The 17,540-nt window shown below is 67.1% G+C and carries 16 protein-coding genes and 1 other RNA gene; 7 read left to right on the top strand and 10 right to left on the bottom strand.

Going from position 1 to position 17,540, the window contains the following annotated elements; all coding sequences use genetic code 11:
* Nucleotides 1–41: 41 nt before the first annotated feature.
* From AC06DU_RS16265 to rph, 8 genes are all read right to left on the bottom strand, one after another.
* Nucleotides 42–440: an XVIPCD domain-containing protein gene (locus AC06DU_RS16265; RefSeq protein WP_024938113.1), complete on the bottom strand. Its 399-nt coding sequence runs from the start codon at nt 438–440 to the stop codon at nt 42–44.
* 28 nt (nt 441–468) lie between these two features.
* Nucleotides 469–1,794 (bottom strand): Xaa-Pro dipeptidase, encoded by a 1,326-nt coding sequence (gene pepQ, locus AC06DU_RS16260; protein ID WP_478202838.1) that lies wholly within the window; start codon nt 1,792–1,794, stop codon nt 469–471.
* 65 nt (nt 1,795–1,859) lie between these two features.
* Nucleotides 1,860–2,207 (bottom strand): PilZ domain-containing protein, encoded by a 348-nt coding sequence (locus tag AC06DU_RS16255; RefSeq protein ID WP_024938115.1) that lies wholly within the window; start codon nt 2,205–2,207, stop codon nt 1,860–1,862.
* Nucleotides 2,204–4,630 (bottom strand): DUF1631 domain-containing protein, encoded by a 2,427-nt coding sequence (locus AC06DU_RS16250; RefSeq protein ID WP_478202837.1) that lies wholly within the window; start codon nt 4,628–4,630, stop codon nt 2,204–2,206. Before AC06DU_RS16250 ends, AC06DU_RS16255 begins: the two co-directional genes overlap by 4 nt.
* A gap of 222 nt (nt 4,631–4,852) precedes the next feature.
* Nucleotides 4,853–6,010 carry a radical SAM family heme chaperone HemW gene (gene hemW / locus AC06DU_RS16245; protein WP_046344150.1) on the bottom strand — a complete coding sequence of 386 codons (1,158 nt, stop codon included), beginning with the start codon at nt 6,008–6,010 and terminating at the stop codon, nt 4,853–4,855.
* A 16-nt stretch (nt 6,011–6,026) separates the two neighbouring features.
* The gene (gene rdgB, locus AC06DU_RS16240; protein WP_226427401.1) at nt 6,027–6,626 is read right to left on the bottom strand and encodes an RdgB/HAM1 family non-canonical purine NTP pyrophosphatase; all 600 of its coding nucleotides are present in this window, start codon (nt 6,624–6,626) and stop codon (nt 6,027–6,029) included.
* Nucleotides 6,623–7,015: a VOC family protein gene (locus tag AC06DU_RS16235; protein ID WP_104542292.1), complete on the bottom strand. Its 393-nt coding sequence runs from the start codon at nt 7,013–7,015 to the stop codon at nt 6,623–6,625. Before AC06DU_RS16235 ends, rdgB begins: the two co-directional genes overlap by 4 nt.
* Nucleotides 7,012–7,737: a ribonuclease PH gene (gene rph, locus AC06DU_RS16230; protein WP_039519212.1), complete on the bottom strand. Its 726-nt coding sequence runs from the start codon at nt 7,735–7,737 to the stop codon at nt 7,012–7,014. Before rph ends, AC06DU_RS16235 begins: the two co-directional genes overlap by 4 nt.
* Nucleotides 7,738–7,846: 109 nt before the next feature.
* Here rph and AC06DU_RS16225 point away from each other — a divergent pair, with 109 nt between their 5' ends.
* The 4 genes from AC06DU_RS16225 to AC06DU_RS16210 all read left to right on the top strand — a co-directional run bounded on the left by AC06DU_RS16225 (nt 7,847) and on the right by AC06DU_RS16210 (nt 12,157).
* Complete coding sequence (locus tag AC06DU_RS16225) at nt 7,847–8,707, top strand: YicC/YloC family endoribonuclease (RefSeq protein WP_046344146.1); 861 nt, start codon at nt 7,847–7,849, stop codon at nt 8,705–8,707.
* 112 nt (nt 8,708–8,819) lie between these two features.
* Nucleotides 8,820–9,431: a guanylate kinase gene (gene gmk / locus AC06DU_RS16220; RefSeq protein WP_016903572.1), complete on the top strand. Its 612-nt coding sequence runs from the start codon at nt 8,820–8,822 to the stop codon at nt 9,429–9,431.
* A 127-nt stretch (nt 9,432–9,558) separates the two neighbouring features.
* A complete protein-coding gene (gene rpoZ, locus AC06DU_RS16215) occupies nt 9,559–9,858 on the top strand; it encodes a DNA-directed RNA polymerase subunit omega (protein ID WP_002812428.1) in 300 nt (99 codons plus the stop codon).
* A gap of 127 nt (nt 9,859–9,985) precedes the next feature.
* The gene (locus tag AC06DU_RS16210) at nt 9,986–12,157 is read left to right on the top strand and encodes a RelA/SpoT family protein (protein ID WP_024938122.1); all 2,172 of its coding nucleotides are present in this window, start codon (nt 9,986–9,988) and stop codon (nt 12,155–12,157) included.
* Between the two features lie 4 nt (nt 12,158–12,161).
* Here the strand turns inward: AC06DU_RS16210 and AC06DU_RS16205 are convergent.
* A non-coding RNA gene (locus tag AC06DU_RS16205) (sX9 sRNA) lies at nt 12,162–12,238 on the bottom strand.
* A gap of 131 nt (nt 12,239–12,369) precedes the next feature.
* Nucleotides 12,370–13,239, bottom strand: coding sequence for a LysR family transcriptional regulator (locus AC06DU_RS16200; protein ID WP_478202836.1), 870 nt, complete (start codon nt 13,237–13,239; stop codon nt 12,370–12,372).
* Between the two features lie 295 nt (nt 13,240–13,534).
* Here AC06DU_RS16200 and kdgD point away from each other — a divergent pair, with 295 nt between their 5' ends.
* The 3 genes from kdgD to AC06DU_RS16185 all read left to right on the top strand — a co-directional run bounded on the left by kdgD (nt 13,535) and on the right by AC06DU_RS16185 (nt 17,528).
* Entirely contained in the window at nt 13,535–14,452 is a 918-nt protein-coding gene (gene kdgD, locus AC06DU_RS16195) for a 5-dehydro-4-deoxyglucarate dehydratase (RefSeq protein WP_184456624.1), read from the top strand.
* Nucleotides 14,452–16,032 (top strand): aldehyde dehydrogenase (NADP(+)), encoded by a 1,581-nt coding sequence (locus tag AC06DU_RS16190; protein ID WP_478202835.1) that lies wholly within the window; start codon nt 14,452–14,454, stop codon nt 16,030–16,032. The genes kdgD and AC06DU_RS16190 overlap by 1 nt, the downstream gene beginning before the upstream one ends.
* Before the next feature lie 116 nt (nt 16,033–16,148).
* Nucleotides 16,149–17,528, top strand: a complete 1,380-nt coding sequence (locus AC06DU_RS16185; RefSeq protein WP_046344127.1) for an MFS transporter — start codon at nt 16,149–16,151, stop codon at nt 17,526–17,528.
* The last annotated feature ends 12 nt before the right edge of the window (nt 17,529–17,540 follow it).

Here is a 17,540-nt window from a genome sequence, read left to right as displayed (position 1 = left end):
TTGCAGGCATGAGGCGCCCGGCCGCTGTGCTGCGGGCCGTTCTACTGGCCCAGCTGGGGTGTCTGGGTGCGTTCGGGCTGCTGGACCTGTTCGCCTGGCGTCGCCAGTTGCTGCGCGCGTGCGAACGATTGCGCTTCCGGCGTGCTCAATGCCTGTTCGGTCTTCATGTGCGCGCGCAGATGCGCCGGGTTGGCCGGGTCGCCCTGCACCACGAACACGTTTTCGCCACCGTGTACACCGCGATTGTTGGCCTCGCTCATCAGCACATGATCCACGCGCGACAGGCCGCCTTCCTTGGCCAGCGGCAACAGGGCGGCGCTGAGCCGGTCGCTGGTCTGGTCGGGTGTGCGTCCATGTGCCGCATCGATTGCATGCACGCCGCGCTGGATCTGTTGATACATCGGATGGTCGGGGTGCGAGGACTGGCGTGGATCGTTCATGGCAATGCTCCGTGCGGTGCGGAAGGATTCAAGGGGCGGCAAACACCGGGCGGGTCAGGTTTTCGGGCGCGCCATCGGTGCACACCACCTCGTCTTCGATACGGATGCCGCCGTAGGGTTTGAACTGCGCAACGCGCGCCCAGTCGACGCTGGCGGCGTGGCCGTTCTTCTTCACTTCGTCCAGCAGCATGTCGATGAAGTACACGCCCGGTTCGATGGTGACCACCATGCCCGCTTCCAGCACGCGGGTCAGCCGCAGATACGGGTGGCCGGCGGGGCGCTCGATGCGGCCGCCGCGGTCGCTGGCCGCAAAGCCTGCCACGTCGTGCACCTGCAGGCCGATCAGATGGCCAAGCCCGTGCGGGAAGAATGCAGCGCTGACGCCGGTGGCGAGCGCGGCTTCCGGCGACACGGTGAGGATGCTGAAGTCCTTGAGGATGCCCATCAGGGCCAGATGCGCATCCACGTGCAACTGCTTGTAATCCACGCCGCTGCGCACGCTCTGGCCCATGCGGATCTGTGCGGCATCCACCGCATCGATCAGGGCCTGGAATTCGCTGCCGGGGTCGGCGGCGTAGGTGCGGGTGATGTCGCTGGCGTAGCCGTAGGCCGAAGCACCGGCATCGATCAGGAAGCTGCGCAGCGGCTGCGGCGGCTGCTGGCCGAGTTCGGTGTAGTGCAGCACCGCGCCGTGCTCGTTGAGCGCGATGATGTTGCCGTAGGGCAGTTCGTTGGCGTCCTGACCGACGGCGGCGCAGTAGGCCATATGGATGCCGAACTCGCTCTGGCCGGCGCGGAAGGCCGCTTCGGCGGCGCGATGGCCGCGCACTGCCAGCTGCTGGGCGATGCGCAGCAAGGCCAGTTCGTACGGCGTCTTGAACGCGCGCTGGTAGTCCAGATAATCGAGCACCGGCTGCGGATTGTTGGGCACATACGCACCGAGCGCGCTCTGCGCCTCGCCCAGGATGGCGCAACGGTCGATCTGCCTGGGCAGCAGCGCCAGGGCCTGGTCCGGGGTGCGGATGATGTGGATGTCGCAGTGCTCCACCCACCAGCCGCTGGGCGCCTCGGGCACCACATGCCAATAGTCCAACGGCTGGCAGAAGATCAGCATTGGGCGCTTGCCCGGGGTGTAGACCAGCCAGCTGTTGGGCACCCGCGTCAGCGGCACCCAGGCCTTGAACTGCGGATTGACCGCGTAGGGATAGTCGCGGTCGTCGAACACCTGGTAATGCAGGCTGCCGCTGGGCACCACCAGGTGGTCGAAGCCGCCGCGCTGCAGCGCCTCGTCGGCGCGCGCGGTCAGCGTGCGCAGGTGGTCGGAATACAGGTGGCTCAAGGACGGCTGGGGCATGCGGGGCTCGATCGGCGATGCAAAGACAGGTCGCGATTTTGCCGTAATCGTGGTGATGCTGTCCTTCAGCCCAGCATGTGTTCTTCGGCGATCCAGGCGCGCAGGCGTTGGCGATGCGGCTCGGACATGGTCAGGAAGCGGAAGCCGGCCCAGGCCTGTCCGGGTGCGTGCGCGGCTTCGGTCCACAACAGATGCACACCGACATCGATCTCGGTGGCACGGCCGATGCGCTCGGGCAGGCTGAAGCGCAATTGATACAGGGCGTCGTCGTGCAGCGGAACCGAGGCCAGCAGCAGCATGCCGGTTTCCGAGACATTGCCGACCCGGCCAATCTGCGCCTCGCTGAGCATGTCGGTCACCGGTATCAGGTCGGACGGCTGGCGGCGCGGTGCGCGGCGGGTGTCCTGGATCATGGGTTGACCTCTGCAATGGGCGCCTGACCGGCCAGGCTGCGCAGCGTGCGCACGGTGGCATGCCAGGCGCGGTCGATCAGGCGCGATTTCTCTTCGACCAGCAGGCGTGCCTGGCCACCGGCCATCAGCCGCGACAGGCCATCCAGCGAGTGCTCGGCGACCTTTTGCCCACGTTGATTGACGAACAGCGCGTTGCCGGTCATCGGGCTGTACCAGGACAGCCGTTGCCGACGTAGGTCGCCCTGCTGGTTGATCACGAACTCGAACCAGCTGCCGAACGGCAGGCTGCGCAGCTGCGTGTAGCAGGCCTCTTCGGCCGGCGAACGCGGGCCGGCGATGTCCTTGCGCGGTGTGCTGTCGCCCTGGTCGCCCAGCCGCGTGCGCGCCTTGAGCCTGGTGGCGAGCTCGGTGCGCGAGGTCGTCTCGTCCTCGCCGCCGGGCGTGGACAGGCGCCGCGCAATCGCCGCCGCTTCATCGTGGTGATAGCCGACCTGCAGCAGCGCGGTTTCGATCTCGCTGCCGAGCGCGATGTCGGCAGGTTGCCCCTTGCTGCGGCAGGTGACTTCGGCGATGCGCGCGGTCAGTGCCTGGCGCTCGTCCCATTCGGGCGATTGCTCGCCCTGGCGCAGCAGCGTCAGCGTCAGCACGTCCGACCATGCCTGACGCAGCAGCGCCTGCACGAAGCGCGGCGGGACGCTCTGCTCGCACAGCTGCTCGATGCGCGCCTCGGCCTGCTGCTTGGCCGACTCCAGCCGCTCCTTGCCGCGCGCCGCATCCACATGGCGGCGCTCGGCGAGGTCGGCCTTGCGCGCCAAGGCGCGCAGATGCGCCTGGATATCGGCGTTGGCCGCGGCGAACACGGCCTCGTCGCCCTGGTAGTCGTTGACGATCCGGTCCACCGCGCTGCCCAGCTTGTGCAGCAACTGCGGGTCGACATCGTCGTCGCCCAGCCAGACCGCGCCGGACTCGGCCACGGTGTTGAGCAATTCGCGCACCGGGTGCTGGTCGCGCACGAAGAAATGCGTATCGGCCAAGGCCGCGCGCACCACCGGCACCTGCAACTTGGCGAGCAGGGCCTGCGCCGGGGTCTGCTCGCGCACTTCGCGTTGCATCTGCGCGTAGAGCAGGCCGAGCAGATCGAAGGTGTCGGTGTCCTGCGGCGACAGCGCGGCGTCGGGGCCGTGTTGCGCCCGCAGCAACGCCAGCAGCTGGCGCTGCACCGCATCGATGCCGGTCGGCTGCGCCGCTGCCGCTGCCTGTGCCGCCAGCGTGCCCTGCAGGCTGGCCAGTGCGTCGCTGACGGCGGCCTTGGGCACGGCCGAGGCGGCGAGCCGGGGAGATGCTTTTTCGAGCGTTGCCTGGGCGCTGCTTGCAGGTGCTGCGCCGTGATCTGCAGAGCTTTGATTCGCCGCTGCGCCTACGTTGCCCGCCGCCTGCGACCGGCGCGCCGACGACATCAGGCCGCCGAGCGCCTGCACTGCATCGCTCAGGGCAGGTGCTGCCTGCTCACCGTCGGTCGCCGCTGCCAGTGTCATCGGCATGGCGGGCGGATCCAGCAGGGCGCTCTGCCACGGTGTCGGTGCCGATTGACCGCTCCAGCCAGTTGCAGGCCGCCCGTTGCGCGGCGGCAGCGCGCGCGTGCTGGCGGCCGCAGCATCCTTCGGTGCGGTGGCTGCTGCTGGCGGTGCGCGCCGCGTCTGCACCTGGGTGGGCTTGACCAGGTACGGGTGATAGATCAGCCCCGGCAGGATGCCTTCCTGCGCGAGCGTGCCGTTGGCGCGCTCGTACAGATCGTTCAAACGCTCGATGACCTGACGCTCGAACACGCGGTAGAGCGTCAGCTGCCCATCCAGGCTCAGTCCCAGCGTTTCGCCGCACTGGCGCAGCACGCGGCACAAGGCGTACGGGCCCAGCGGCACTGCTTCCAGTTCGAACTCGGCCACCGCGCCGATCACCGCCACCCGCTGCGCCAGCAATTGCAGCGCATCGGCGCGGCGGGAGGTTTCGCGGCGCGCAATCTCGCTGAGCACGATATCGCGATCGATATCGGTGTCCTCCACCAGGGTGAGCATCTGCGGATGCGCTGCGGCATCGGCTGCTGGCATCAGCGACGGGCGATCGCGCAGCGTGGCCAGGTCCTGCGCCAGCTGCTGCAGGAACGCCTGCGGAAACCGATCGATGTGGTCGCGCAGGTCACGTGTCTGCGCATAGGTTTCGGCCTGGATCTGGCTGTTGCGGGCATGCTCGGCCTGATGCAGCAGCTCGCGTTCCAGCTCGACGATGGTCAGCCGCAGCGGCCCGCTGAGCGCCTGCACGCAATGCGCGTGCAGCGCGGCGAGCAGGCGCCGCCCGCGCGCGGAAACCGGTGCATCGGCGATCGGGCCGCTGAGCGTGTGCTGCAGGGAGGAAGCGGGAGTGGACATCCGGGGGAGGCGGGCTCGGTGCGAGGCGTGAGCTATGTAGCATGTTTTTCCGCCGGGCAGCGACCGCCCGGGCGCAAGACGTGCCTGGCCAGATCCGGTCGCCACCCGGACGCGGACGGCGCGCGTGGCGCGGCTCGCTGGATCCGCGCGCCAATGCTGTCGTGTGCGCTATCGATCATGGCGCGGCGTGCTGGCTGCTGTGCCGCGCCGTGATCGCCGCGATCAGCCCAGAAACAGCTCGACCACGTCATTGGTGAAGCGGCGGCCCAGCTCGGTCGGCACCACGCGTCCGTCCTGCGCGGTCATCCAGCCTTGCGCAATTGCGCGCGCCACAGGCAACTCGATGACCGAGGCGTCCAGGCCGGTGGAGACTTCGAAGTCGCGCAGGGAGAAGCCCTCGTGCAGGCGCAGCAGGTTGAGCATGTATTCGAAAGGCAGCCGCTCACGCGGCACGATCTCGTCGCCGCCGATCGACGCCGCGCTGCCGGCGCTGGCCAGGTAACTCTGCGGATGCTTGTGCTTCCAGCGTCGCAGCACATGCTGTTCGGCGCCGGAACTGATCTTGCCGTGCGCCCCGGCGCCGATGCCCAGGTAATCGCCGAAGCGCCAGTAATTGAGATTGTGCGCGCATTGCCGCCCGGGCCTGGCGTAGGCGCTCACTTCGTACTGCGCGTAGCCGGCCTCGGCCAGCAGGCGCTGGCAATGCTCCTGCATGTCCCAGGCCGCATCGTCGTCGGGAATGCCCTTGGGCGGCCGCGCGAAGAACACCGTGTTCGGCTCCAGCGTGAGCTGGTAATGCGACATGTGGGTGGGCTGCAGCGCGAAGGCGCGTTCGAGATCGCGCTCGGCCTGTGCCAGGGTCTGCTCGGGCAGCGCGTACATCAGGTCGATATTGAAATTGTCGTAGCCGGCATCCTGCGCCAGCTTGATCGCACGCTCGGCCTCGGCACTGTCGTGGATGCGACCCAGCCGCTGCAGTGCTACATCGTCGAAGGTCTGCACACCGAAGCTCAGCCGGTTCACGCCGGCGGCGCGATAGCCGTCGAAGCGGCCATGCTCGGCGGTGCCTGGATTGGTTTCCAGGGTGATCTCCAGATTCGGTGCAAAGCGCAGCCGCGCGGCGGCGGCTTGCAGGAATCTGTCGATGGCTTCGGGCGGGAACAGGCTCGGCGTGCCGCCGCCGAAGAACACCGAATGCACCACGCGCCCCCACACCAGCGGCAGGTCCGCATCCAGGTCGCGGATCAACGCATCCACGTAGTCCTCGAACGGCAGCACGCCCTTGGCCGCATGCGAGTTGAAATCGCAGTACGGGCATTTGCGCACGCACCAGGGCAGGTGCACGTAAAGCGACAGCGGCGGTGGAATCAGGTCGGGCACTGCGTCAGGCCATGGTTCACAGCGACAGGGCGTGCAGCTTGTGCTGCAGCGTGGCCAGCGCCACCGCACGGTGACTCAGCCGGTTCTTCAGCGCGGTATCCATCTCCGCAGCGGTCAGGCCATGCACCGGATCCAGGAACACCGGGTTGTAGCCGAAGCCGCCCGTGCCGCGTGGTTCGGTGGTGATCACCCCTTCCCAGCTGCCTTCGGCGATCAGCGGTTGCGGATCTTCCGGGTGACGCAGCAGCACGATCACCGCGTAAAACCGCGCGCTGCGGCGCTCGGCCGGCACGGCGCGCATGGCGTCGAGCAGCTTGGCGTTGTTGGCCTGCGCATCGGTCGGGCTGCCGGCATAGCGGGCGCTGTACAGGCCGGGTGCGCCGCCGAGCGCATCGACGATCAGGCCGGAGTCGTCGGCCAGTGCCGGCAGGCCGGTGACCGCGCTGGCATGGCGTGCCTTGATCAAGGCGTTCTCGACGAAGGTCAGGCCGGTTTCCGGCACATCGTCCACGCCGAGCTCGCCTTGCGCCACGATGCGCAGCGGCAGGTCGACGAGCATCGCGCGCAGTTCTTCCAGCTTGCCGGCGTTGCCGCTGGCCAGGACCAGTTGTTTCATTGCTTGGGCTCCAGCAGGTCCCACTTGGTGCCGTACAGATCGCGGAACACCACGACCGTGCCGTACGGTTCCTCGCGCGGGGTTTCCAGGAATTCCACCCCGAACGCCTGCATCGCCGCATGGTCGCGCCAGAAGTCGTCGGTGTAGAGAAAATGATCCACCCGCCCCCCGGTCTGGTCGCCGATGCGCGCGCGCTGGGCGGCGTCGGCCGGCTGCGCGAGCAGCAAGCCGGCGTCCCGCGCGCTGCCCGGGCCGATCACCACCCAACGCTTGCCGTCGCCAAGTGCGCGATCCTCCAGCACCTGGAAGCCCAGCGCACCGGTGTACCAGGCGATCGCCGCGTCGTAGTCGGCGACCAGCAGGGTGGTCAGGGCGATGCGCCGGCTCATCCGGCCAGTGCAGCGCGTTGCAGGGCGAACAGTTCGCTCATGCCTCGTTCGGCGAGTGCGAGCAGTGCGTTGAGTTCGTCGCGGCGGAAGGCGTGGCCTTCGGCGGTGCCCTGCAGCTCGATGAAGCCGCCGCCGTCATTCATCACCACATTCATGTCGGTGTCGCAGTCGCTGTCTTCGGGGTAGTCCAGATCCAGCACCGGCTCGCCGCGATAGATGCCCACCGACACTGCGGCCACGGCGCCGATCAGCGGGTGCTTCTTGATGTCGCCGCGCTTGAGCAGCAGGTTCACCGCATCGGCCAGCGCCACGTAGGCGCCGGTGATTGCGGCGGTGCGGGTGCCGCCATCGGCCTGCAGCACGTCGCAGTCCAGGGTGATGGTGCGCTCGCCCAGGGCATTGCGATCCACGCAGGCGCGCAGTGCGCGGCCGATCAGGCGCTGGATTTCCAGCGTGCGTCCGCCCTGCTTGCCACGTGCGGCCTCGCGATCGGAACGGGTGTGGGTCGAGCGCGGCAGCATGCCGTATTCGGCGGTCACCCAGCCTTCGCCCTTGCCGCGCAGGAATCCGGGGACGCGGTTTTCCACGCTGGCGGTGCACAGCACGCGGGTGTCGCCGAAGCTGACCAGCACCGAGCCTTCGGCGTGACGGGTGAAGGCGCGTTCGATGCGCACCGGGCGCAGCTGGTCGGCCGTGCGGCCGCTGGGACGGGAAAAGGTCATGCGATGAGTCCGGAAGTCGGGAGGTGGGTCTGGGTCGGCGCGTGGCGGGGCGGTCAGCCAGCGCGGGCCGCTAGGGTACCATTCGCGCTTTGAAGGCACGGGACTGACGATGATTCGAAGCATGACCGCGTTTGCTGGTGGCGAACGCATCACGCCCTGGGGCACGCTCGGTTGCGAGCTGCGCTCGGTCAACCATCGGTTTCTGGAAGTGGGCGTGCGCCTGCCCGAAGAACTGCGTGCGCTGGAGCCGCTGCTGCGCGAGCGCGTGGCGGCGAAAAACAGCCGCGGCAAGCTGGATCTGGCGCTGCGCCTGCGCGCGCCGGACAACGCGCAGACCCTGGCCGTGAACGAATCGCTGCTGCAGGAACTGGGCGCACTGGCCACGCGCCTTGACGGCATGTTCCCCAAGCTGCAGGTCGGCTTCACCGATCTGCTGCAGCTGCCCGGCGTGCTGCAGGTGCAGGACGTGGACGCACCGGCATTGCAGGCGCAGGCCCTGGCATTGCTGGATGAGGTGGTGGACAGTTTCGTCGCCGCGCGCGAGCGCGAAGGCGCCAAGCTGGCCGATGCGATCAGCGAGCGGGTCGATGCGATCGAACGTATCGCCGCCGAGGTGCGTACGCTGATTCCCGTCATCCGCGAAGGGCAGCGTGCCAAGCTGGCCGCCCGGCTGGCCGATCTGCCGCATCCGGTCGATCCCGGTCGCGCCGAGCAGGAACTGGTGCTGTGGCTGCAGAAGCTGGACGTGGACGAAGAGCTCGACCGCCTGTCCAGCCACATCGCCGAGATCCGCCGCGTGCTCAGGCAGCGCGAGCCGGTCGGCCGCCGCCTGGACTTCCTGCTGCAGGAATTCAACCGCGAAGCCAATACGCTCGGCTCCAAGTCGGTGGACAGCCGCACCTCCAACGCTGCGGTGGATCTGAAGGTGCTGATCGACCAGATCCGCGAGCAGGTGCAGAACATCGAGTAGCCGGGAATAGGCAATCGGGAATGGGGAATCGTCAAAGCAGGTACGATTCACCCTTGGCCTGCTTGCTTGGCGCGGTGCCCCATTCCCCATTCCCGACTCTCTATTCCCTAAAATGCGCGGCACCCTCTATATCGTTGCGGCCCCTTCCGGCGCCGGCAAGAGCAGCATCGTCAACGCCACCCTGGCGCGTGATCCCAAGATCGCCTTGTCGATCTCATTCACCTCGCGCGCGCCGCGGCCGGGCGAACGGCATGCCGAGCACTACCATTTCGTCTCCGCCGACGAGTTCCAGGGCATGATCGAAGCCGGCGACTTCTTCGAATACGCGCTGGTGCATGGCGACTGGAAGGGCACCGCGCGGCAGTCGGTGGAGCCGCAGCTGGCCGCCGGTCACGACGTGCTGCTGGAGATCGACTGGCAGGGCGCGCGCCAGGTGCGGCAGAAGGTGCCCGACGCGGTCAGCGTGTTCATCCTGCCGCCGTCGCGCCAGGCGCTGGACGAGCGCATGCGCAAGCGCGGCCAGGACAGCGAGGACGTGATGGCGCAACGCCTGGCCGCTGCCCGCGAAGAGATGCTGCATTTTGAGGAGTTCGACTACGTCATCATCAACGAGACCTTCGACACCGCAGTCTCGGAGATGTGCGCGATCTTCACCGCCAGCCGGCTGCGCCGGCAGGCGCAACAGCAGCGGCATGCGGCGTTGATCCGGGCCTTGCTGGACTGAGCGGCTCAAATCCCTGATTCCAAAGGAAACTGAATAGGCCCAGGTTGCCGTGACGGCGGCCCGGGCGTACACTCCGCCCCCTTTCCCTCATTCGATGCGCGGCCGTTGCTGGTCGCCGGGAGCCCGCATGGCCCGCATTACCGTAGAAGATTGCCTGGAAGTCGTGAACAACCGTTTCGAGCTGGTCATGATGGCGTCCAAGCGCGCCCGTCAGCTCGCCAACGGCGTGCAGCCGTTGATCGAAAATGCCGACGCCAGCGACAAGCCCACCGTGATGGCACTGCGCGAGATCGCCGCACGCCGGATCGACAACGCGCTGATCGACGAAGTCGAGAAGGCCGAGCGCGAGCGTGCTGAACGCGAGGCGCTGGAATGGGCCGCTGCCGAAGTCGTTGCCGACGAAGACATGTCCAAGAACGACGATTGATTGTTCGCATCGCTGCGATCGATCTGAACAGCCCGCCACGCGCGGGCTGTTTTCGTTTCAGGCCCGCGTTGTCGCCCGCGGTGTGCAAACGTTTGCCGTGACTGCGCTGCTGGCATAGTCTTCCGGCATGAACCCAGGCCCCACTGCCCAGGCGACCGTCGTGACGTCTCCGTCTTCCGACCAGGCCATCCCCGACTACGTCCTGCACTTCGAACGCGCAGCCAGCTACCTTCCCAAGGAGCAGCTGCCGATCCTGCGCCGTGCCTGGGAAGTGGGTGCCAGCGCGCATGCCGGCCAGACCCGCAAGTCGGGCGAGCCGTACATCACCCATCCGGTCGCGGTGGCCGGCGTACTCGCCGAGCTCGGCCTGGACATGGAATCGCTGATCGCCGCGATCCTGCACGACACCATCGAAGACACCCCGCTGACCCGCGAAGAGCTGGCGTCGGAATTCGGCGAAGCGGTGGCCGAGCTGGTCGATGGCGTCACCAAGCTGGACAAGCTCAAGTTCCGTGACCGCCAGGAAGCGGCGGCGGAGAGCTTCCGCAAGATGCTGCTGGCGATGTCGCGCGACCTGCGCGTGATCATGATCAAGCTGGCCGACCGCCTGCACAACATGCGCACGCTGGGCGCGCAGAGCAGCGAGGCGCGCAGCCGCATCGCGCGCGAAACGCTGGAAATCTACGCGCCGATCGCCCAGCGCCTGGGCATGAGTCTGATCAAGTCCGAGCTGCAGAACCTGGGCTTCCGCGCACTGTATCCGTGGCGTCACGCCATCATCGAAAAACATATCCGCAGCCAGCCGGTGGTGCGGCGCGAATCGATGGCGCAGGTGGAAGTGCAGCTGTCGCAGCGGCTGGCCAAGGAAGGGCTGGAGCACCGCCTGGTCAGCCGCATCAAGACGCCCTGGAGCATCTATTCCAAGATGCACGAAGAGAACAAGTCCTTCGACCAGGTGATGGATGTGTTCGGCTTCCGCCTGGTGGTGCGTTCGGTGGCCGATTGCTATCACGCGCTGGGCGCGGTGCATGCCACCTTCAAGCCGCTGGACGGGCGCTTCCGCGATTTCATCGCCATCCCCAAGGCCAACGGCTATCAGTCGCTGCACACCGTGTTGTTCGGCCCGTATGGCTCGCCGATCGAAGTGCAGATCCGCACCGAGGAGATGGACCTGATCGCCGAACGCGGGGTGGCCGCGCACTGGACCTACAAGGTCGGCTCGGCCTCGCCCAATAGCGCGCAGAGCCGCGCGCACGACTGGATCGTGGAGCTGATCGATTCGCAGCGCGCGGCGGGCTCGTCGCTGGAGTTCCTGGACAACGTCAAGGTCGACCTGTTCCCGGACGAGGTCTATCTGTTCACGCCCAAGGGCAAGATCCTGGCGCTGCCGCGCAACTCCACCGCGCTGGATTTCGCCTATGCGGTGCACACCGACGTGGGCAACCGCGCAGTCGCCTCGCGGGTGGACAAGAAGCTGGTGCCGCTACGCACCAAGCTGGTCAGCGGGCAGGCGGTGGAAATCATCACCGCGCGCTCGGCCACGCCCAAGCCGCAGTGGCTGGAGTTCGTGGTCAGCAGCAAGGCGCGTACCGCGATCCGCCACCAGCTCAAGCAGCTCGAACACGAAGACGCCGTGCAGCTCGGCCACCGCATGCTCGATCGCGCGCTGGAAGCGATGGACAGCTCGCTGGAGCGGCTGCCCAAGGGCCGCCTGGACGCCTTCCTCACCGAGCACCGCTATCCACGCCTGGAAGCCTTGCTGGCCGATGTGGCGCTGGGCAACTGGATGCCGACCCAGGCCGCGCAGGCGCTGATGGCCTACGCCGAATTGCGCGGTGGCGGCCACTCCAAGCATTCGCACGAAAAGATCCTGATCGACGGCAGCGAGCGCGGCGTGATCAGCTTCGCCAACTGTTGCCAGCCGATTCCCGGCGACGAAATCATGGGTTACCACACCGCCGGCAAGGGCATCGTGGTGCACCGTCTGGACTGCCCCAACCTGGCCGAGCTGCGCAAATCGCCCGAACGCTGGGTGCCGATCGACTGGGATTCCAGCGTCAGTGGCGATTACGACACCGCCTTGATCGTCGAGGTGGAAAACCGCACCGGCGTGCTGGCCCAGCTGGCTGCGGCGATTGCGCAGAGCCAGTCCAACATCGAGCGCGTGGATTACCTGGACCGCGATTTCAACGCCGCGGTGCTGCGCTTCAACATCCAGGTCCGCGACCGACGCCATCTGGCCGAAGTGATGCGCCGGCTGCGGCGCCTGCATGTGGTGCAGAGCGTGGGGCGGCAGTAGAAGCGGCGAGCAAACCGTGGCGAGCAGTCGTCAGGTGGCTGTCGGCGTCGCGCTCAAAGCCGGCGTGTACGCGTGGTCCATGCCGCGCCGGGCACCGGCCGCACCCGCCCGGCGGTGCGCAGTCGTGTTGCCAGTTGCTTCGAATCCGGTCCCCGCGTTGGACAGTGGCTGCGCTGCCGTGCGTCTGTGACAGCGCACGCGCCTTGCCCGGCTCAGGCGATCAAACGACCCAGCGCAGGGTTGTCGTTATCCTGTTTCCACACCAGGTGCAGCTCCACCGGCGTGGCAGGGGTTTCCTCGCGCAGCGGCAGGTACACGATGCCGGCGTAACGCAGGCCGCTGGCGCCTTCGGGCACCAGCGCCATGCCCATGCCGCCGCGTACCAGCGCCAGCACCGAATGAATCTGGCTGACGTATTGCACCGAGCGCGGCGCGATGCCGGGCGCACCGAACAATTGCGCCAGCAGATCGTAGAAATAACGCGCCTCGTCCGGTGCGTAATTGACCAGCGGCTGGCCGTGGAAATCCTGCAGACGCAGGCTGTCGCGGTGCGCCAGCGGCGAGTCCTCCGGCAGCGCGGCGATCAGCGGTTCGCGTGCCACGCAGCGGCTGTGCAGGCCCTGGCGTTGGATCGGCGGGCGCAACAGGCCGATATCCAGCCGGCCTGCATCCAGTGCGTCCAGTTGCGCCAGGCTGACCATCTCCTTGAGTTGCAGATCCACATCCGGCGCTTGCCTGCGCCACCGCGCGATGGCCTCGGGCAGGAAGCGGTAACTGGCACCTGCGGTGAAACCCACCGACACGTTACCGGCATCGCCGGTGCCGATCCGGCGCGCGCGCAGGCCGGCGTTTTCGGCCATGCGCAGGATCGCGCGCGCTTCGGCAAGCAGGCTGCGCCCGGCCTGGGTCAGCCGCACATGCCGGCTGTTGCGCTCTAGCAGCGCGGTGCCGACGCTGTGCTCCAGCAACTGAATCTGCCGGCTGAGCGGCGGCTGGGTCATGTTCAGGCGCTCGGCCGCGCGACGGAAGTGCAGTTCGTCGGCGACGGCGACAAAGCAACGCAGTTGCTGCAGATCGAACATGGGGACGGGCCTCGCATGGCAAAACAGGTGAATTGATGCTGCACCCGCAACATCCCTCCGCCGCCAGCGCCGATGAATAGGCGCTGCCGCGCCAGCGACTAGGTTGGCGGGCGCAGCCGGTCATAATTACGCACTGTCGAAAAAGCGTTGCAAAGCAGCCATTTACGGCGCACTACATCGATCGATGACGCGATTGATTCAACTTGTGTATCAAACAATACGTCCTTTGGTTTGGACCGGCAACGATCTGCGTTTCTAGGATCAACCGCATCCCCCGCCCAGGAGCGTTTGTCCGATGAGCAGCAGATACACCCCTTCCGAAATGGCCCAAGCGCTTGGCGCCGGGCTGTTGTCGTTTCCGGTGACCCATTTCGACGCCGACCTGGCCTTTGACGAACCCGCCTACCGCAGCAATCTGGACTGGCTGTCCTCGCACCCGGCCGCCGGGCTGTTTGCCGCCGGCGGCACCGGCGAGCTGTTTTCGCTGACGCTGGATGAAGTGAATCGCGCCGTGCGAGCAGCGGTGACCCAGACCGCCGGCCGCATGCCGGTCATCGCACCGGCCGGTTACGGCACCGCGATCGCCATGGAGATGGCGCAGGCTGCCGAGCGCAATGCTGCCGACGGCATCCTGCTGTTTCCGCCGTACCTCACCGAGTGCGATGCCGATGGCGTGGCCGACCATGTCGAGCGCGTCTGCAAGGCGACCAGGCTGGGCGTGATCGTCTACGGCCGCGCCAACGCCAAGCTCGACGACGTGACGCTGGCGCGGGTGGCCGAGCGTTGCCCCAACCTGGTGGGCTACAAGGACGGCATCGGCGATGTGGATCGCATGACCCGCATCTACGCCCGCCTTGGCGACCGATTGCTCTACGTGGGCGGACTGCCCACCGCCGAAACCTTCGCGCTGCCGTATCTGGAAATGGGCGTGACCACGTATTCGTCGGCCATCTTCAATTTCCTGCCCGAGTGGGCGCTGGCGTTTTATGCAGCGGTGCGTGCGCGCGACCACGTCACCATCTACCGCGAGCTCAATGACTTCGTGTTGCCGTACACCGTGCTGCGCAATCGCCGCGCCGGTTATGCGGTGTCGATCGTCAAGGCCGGCATGCGCGCGGTCGGCCGCCCGGCCGGTCCGGTCCGCACGCCGCTGGCCGACCTCGACGAGGACGAATTCGCCCAGCTCAAGCAACTGATTGGAGGACGCCGCTGATGCACAGCATCACGGGCCAATCGCTGATCGGGCAGCGCGACGTGCGCGGCGCAGGGGAGGAATTTCATGCGCTGGATGCGGCCAGCGGTGCGGCATTGCAGCCGGCATTCGGCTCGGTGAGCGCACAGGATCTGGAACAGGCCTGTGCGTTGGCGCGGGCGGCGTTCGATCGTTATCGCGAAACGACGCTGGACGCGCGCGCAGTCTTCCTGGAAACCATCGCCGAGCAGATCCTGGCATTGGGCGATGCCCTGATCGAACGCGCCATGCACGAAAGCGGCCTGCCGCGCCCACGCCTGGAAGGCGAGCGGGGGCGCACGGTGGGGCAGCTGCGCCTGTTCGCCAACGTGGTGCGCGAAGGAAGCTGGCTGCAGGCGCGGATCGACCCGGCGATGCCGCAACGCACGCCATTGCCGCGTGCGGATCTGCGGCAGCGGCATATCGCGCTGGGGCCGGTGGCGGTGTTCGGTGCCAGTAATTTCCCGCTGGCATTCTCGGTGGCCGGTGGCGATACCGCCTCGGCACTGGCGGCCGGCTGCCCGGTGGTGGTCAAGGCGCACAGCGCGCATCCGGGGACTTCGGAATTGGTGGGCCGTGCGATCCAGGCGGCGGTGGCGCAATGCGGCCTGCCCGAGGGCGTGTTCTCACTGCTGTTCGACGCCGGCATCGAGATCGGTGCACGACTGGTCGCCGACGCGCGCATCAAGGCGGTGGGTTTCACCGGCTCGCGGGCCGGCGGCATGGCGCTGGTCAAGATTGCCGCCGCACGCCGCGAGCCGATTCCGGTGTATGCGGAGATGAGCGCGATCAATCCGGTGTATCTGTTGCCGCAGGCGCTGCAGGCGCGCGCATCGGATCTGGGCAAAGCGTTCGTCGGCTCGCTGACCCTGGGCAGCGGGCAGTTCTGCACCAATCCCGGCTTGCTGCTGGCGATCGATTCGCCGGCGCTGGATGCATTTGTCGCATCCGCAACGCAAACGCTGCAGGCCGTGTCGCCGGCAGCGATGCTCACCGCAGGCATTGGCCAGGCCTACGCGCAAGGCGTGCAGCGTCTGGCCGCGCACCCGCAGGTCAGCACGCTGGCACGCGGCGCTGCGGCGGACGCCGGGCGCTGTCCGGCGGCGTTGTTCGGCACCCACGCCGATGCTTTCCTGGCCGATGAAGCGCTGCAGGCCGAAGTCTTCGGCGCCTCGTCGTTGCTGGTGCGTTGCAGGGACATCGAACAGCTGCGTGCGCTGAGCGAGCACCTGGAAGGCCAGCTCACCGCCACCTTGCACATGGAGGTGGGCGATACCGAACTGGCCGGCGCATTGCTGCCGGTGCTGGAGCGCAAGGCCGGGCGCATCCTGGTCAACGACTGGCCCACCGGTGTGGAGGTCTGCCACGCGATGGTGCACGGCGGCCCGTTCCCGGCCACCTCCGACAGCCGCAGCACCTCGGTCGGCACGCTGGCGATCGATCGCTTCCTGCGCCCGGTCTGCTACCAGGATCTGCCGGCGGCGCTGTTGCCTGCCGCCGTCGCGCACCACAACCCGCTCGGGCTATGGCGACGCGTCGATGGCGCGCTGGGACACGACTGACGGCTGCCGTAGCAACGATGCCTGAGGCGTGCCGGAGGAGGGTCCGGTACGCCATCTGCAGGCGCAACGTGGAGTACCGAAGCGCAGTGCGCTTCCATCGTCATAGGTGAGGAACGATGATGGCTATCGATTCAAAAACGGTCGGTTCAACGACGGTTCCGCGCAGGCGCTACCTGATCTTGCTGATGCTGTTCGTGGTCACCACGATCAACTATGCCGATCGCGCCACCTTGTCCATCGCCGGTTCCGCGGTCCAGGATGCGCTGGGCATCGACGCGCTGCAGATGGGCTTCATTTTTTCTGCGTTCGGTTGGGCATATGTGGCCGGGCAGATTCCCGGCGGCTGGTTGCTCGATCGCTTTGGCTCGCGGCGCGTGTACGGCCTGTCGCTGCTGATCTGGTCGCTGTTCACTGCCTTGCAGGGCTTTATCGACTGGGTGCCGGTGACCTGGGCGGTCACCACGCTGTTCGTGCTGCGCTTTCTGGTCGGCATCGCCGAAGCGCCGTCGTTCCCGGGCAATAGCCGCATCGTGGCGGCCTGGTTTCCCACTGCAGAGCGCGGTCTGGCTGCGTCGATCTTCAATTCAGCGCAGTACTTCGCCACGGTGGCGTTCGCGCCGTTGATGGGCTGGCTAGTGCACGCCTGGGGCTGGGAGCATGTATTTCTGGTGATGGGCGCGGCTGGCGTGTTGCTGGCGCTGGTGTGGCGCAAGACCATCTATGCCCCGCGCGAACATCCGCGCCTGAGCGCGCAGGAACTGGACTACATCCAGCGCAACGGCGCGCTGGTGGACATGGAGCAGGGCAACAAGCCCGGCCGCCAGCCCAAGGGCACGCAATGGCATTACGCCAAGCAGTTGTTGTGCAACCGCATGTTGCTGGGCGTGTACATCGGCCAGTACTGCATCACCACGCTGACGTATTTCTTCCTGACCTGGTTTCCGGTGTATCTGGTCAAGGAGCGCGGCATGTCGATCCTGGAAGCCGGATTTGTGGCCTCGTTGCCGGCGGTGTGCGGTTTCATCGGTGGCGTGCTGGGTGGCTATGTGTCCGACCGCATGGTGCGGCGGGGCTACTCGCTCACCGTCGCGCGCAAGACGCCGATCGTTGTCGGCATGTTGATGTCGGTGACGATGATCGGCTGCAACTATGTGCAGGCCGAATGGATGGTGGTCGGGCTGATGGCGCTGGCCTTCTTCGGCAAGGGCATCGGCGCGCTCGGCTGGGCGGTGGTGGCCGACACCTCGCCCAAGGAAATCGCCGGCCTGTCCGGTGGCCTGTTCAATACCTTCGGCAATATCGCCGGCATCACCACGCCGATCGTCATCGGCTACATCGTCTCCACCACCGGCACCTTCGAGTGGGCGCTGGTCTTCGTCGGGCTCAATGCCTTGCTGGCGGTGGTGTCCTATCTGGTGGTGGTGGGCGAAATCAAGCGCGTGGAACTCAAGGCGCCGCCCGGCGGCCCGTCCATGCCCGTGCCCGCAACGCTGTGACCGTCCTGGGAG

It is taken from the genome of Xanthomonas sp. NCPPB 3200 (assembly GCF_056393585.1).
Note: the sequence above shows the minus strand (reverse complement) of the source record. Positions and strands in the feature narration are given on the sequence as shown.

What these genes read in the sequence shown, in the direction of transcription:
- AC06DU_RS16265 (WP_024938113.1), bottom strand. Translation starts at nt 440, where the DNA reads ATGAACGATCCACGCCAGTCCTCGCACCCCGACCATCCGATGTATCAA.
- pepQ (WP_478202838.1), bottom strand. Translation starts at nt 1,794, where the DNA reads ATGCCCCAGCCGTCCTTGAGCCACCTGTATTCCGACCACCTGCGCACG.
- AC06DU_RS16255 (WP_024938115.1), bottom strand. Translation starts at nt 2,207, where the DNA reads ATGATCCAGGACACCCGCCGCGCACCGCGCCGCCAGCCGTCCGACCTG.
- AC06DU_RS16250 (WP_478202837.1), bottom strand. Translation starts at nt 4,630, where the DNA reads ATGTCCACTCCCGCTTCCTCCCTGCAGCACACGCTCAGCGGCCCGATC.
- rdgB (WP_226427401.1), bottom strand. Translation starts at nt 6,626, where the DNA reads ATGAAACAACTGGTCCTGGCCAGCGGCAACGCCGGCAAGCTGGAAGAA.
- AC06DU_RS16235 (WP_104542292.1), bottom strand. Translation starts at nt 7,015, where the DNA reads ATGAGCCGGCGCATCGCCCTGACCACCCTGCTGGTCGCCGACTACGAC.
- rph (WP_039519212.1), bottom strand. Translation starts at nt 7,737, where the DNA reads ATGACCTTTTCCCGTCCCAGCGGCCGCACGGCCGACCAGCTGCGCCCG.
- AC06DU_RS16225 (WP_046344146.1), top strand. Translation starts at nt 7,847, where the DNA reads ATGATTCGAAGCATGACCGCGTTTGCTGGTGGCGAACGCATCACGCCC.
- gmk (WP_016903572.1), top strand. Translation starts at nt 8,820, where the DNA reads ATGCGCGGCACCCTCTATATCGTTGCGGCCCCTTCCGGCGCCGGCAAG.
- rpoZ (WP_002812428.1), top strand. Translation starts at nt 9,559, where the DNA reads ATGGCCCGCATTACCGTAGAAGATTGCCTGGAAGTCGTGAACAACCGT.
- AC06DU_RS16210 (WP_024938122.1), top strand. Translation starts at nt 9,986, where the DNA reads ATGAACCCAGGCCCCACTGCCCAGGCGACCGTCGTGACGTCTCCGTCT.
- AC06DU_RS16200 (WP_478202836.1), bottom strand. Translation starts at nt 13,239, where the DNA reads ATGTTCGATCTGCAGCAACTGCGTTGCTTTGTCGCCGTCGCCGACGAA.
- kdgD (WP_184456624.1), top strand. Translation starts at nt 13,535, where the DNA reads ATGAGCAGCAGATACACCCCTTCCGAAATGGCCCAAGCGCTTGGCGCC.
- AC06DU_RS16190 (WP_478202835.1), top strand. Translation starts at nt 14,452, where the DNA reads ATGCACAGCATCACGGGCCAATCGCTGATCGGGCAGCGCGACGTGCGC.
- AC06DU_RS16185 (WP_046344127.1), top strand. Translation starts at nt 16,149, where the DNA reads ATGATGGCTATCGATTCAAAAACGGTCGGTTCAACGACGGTTCCGCGC.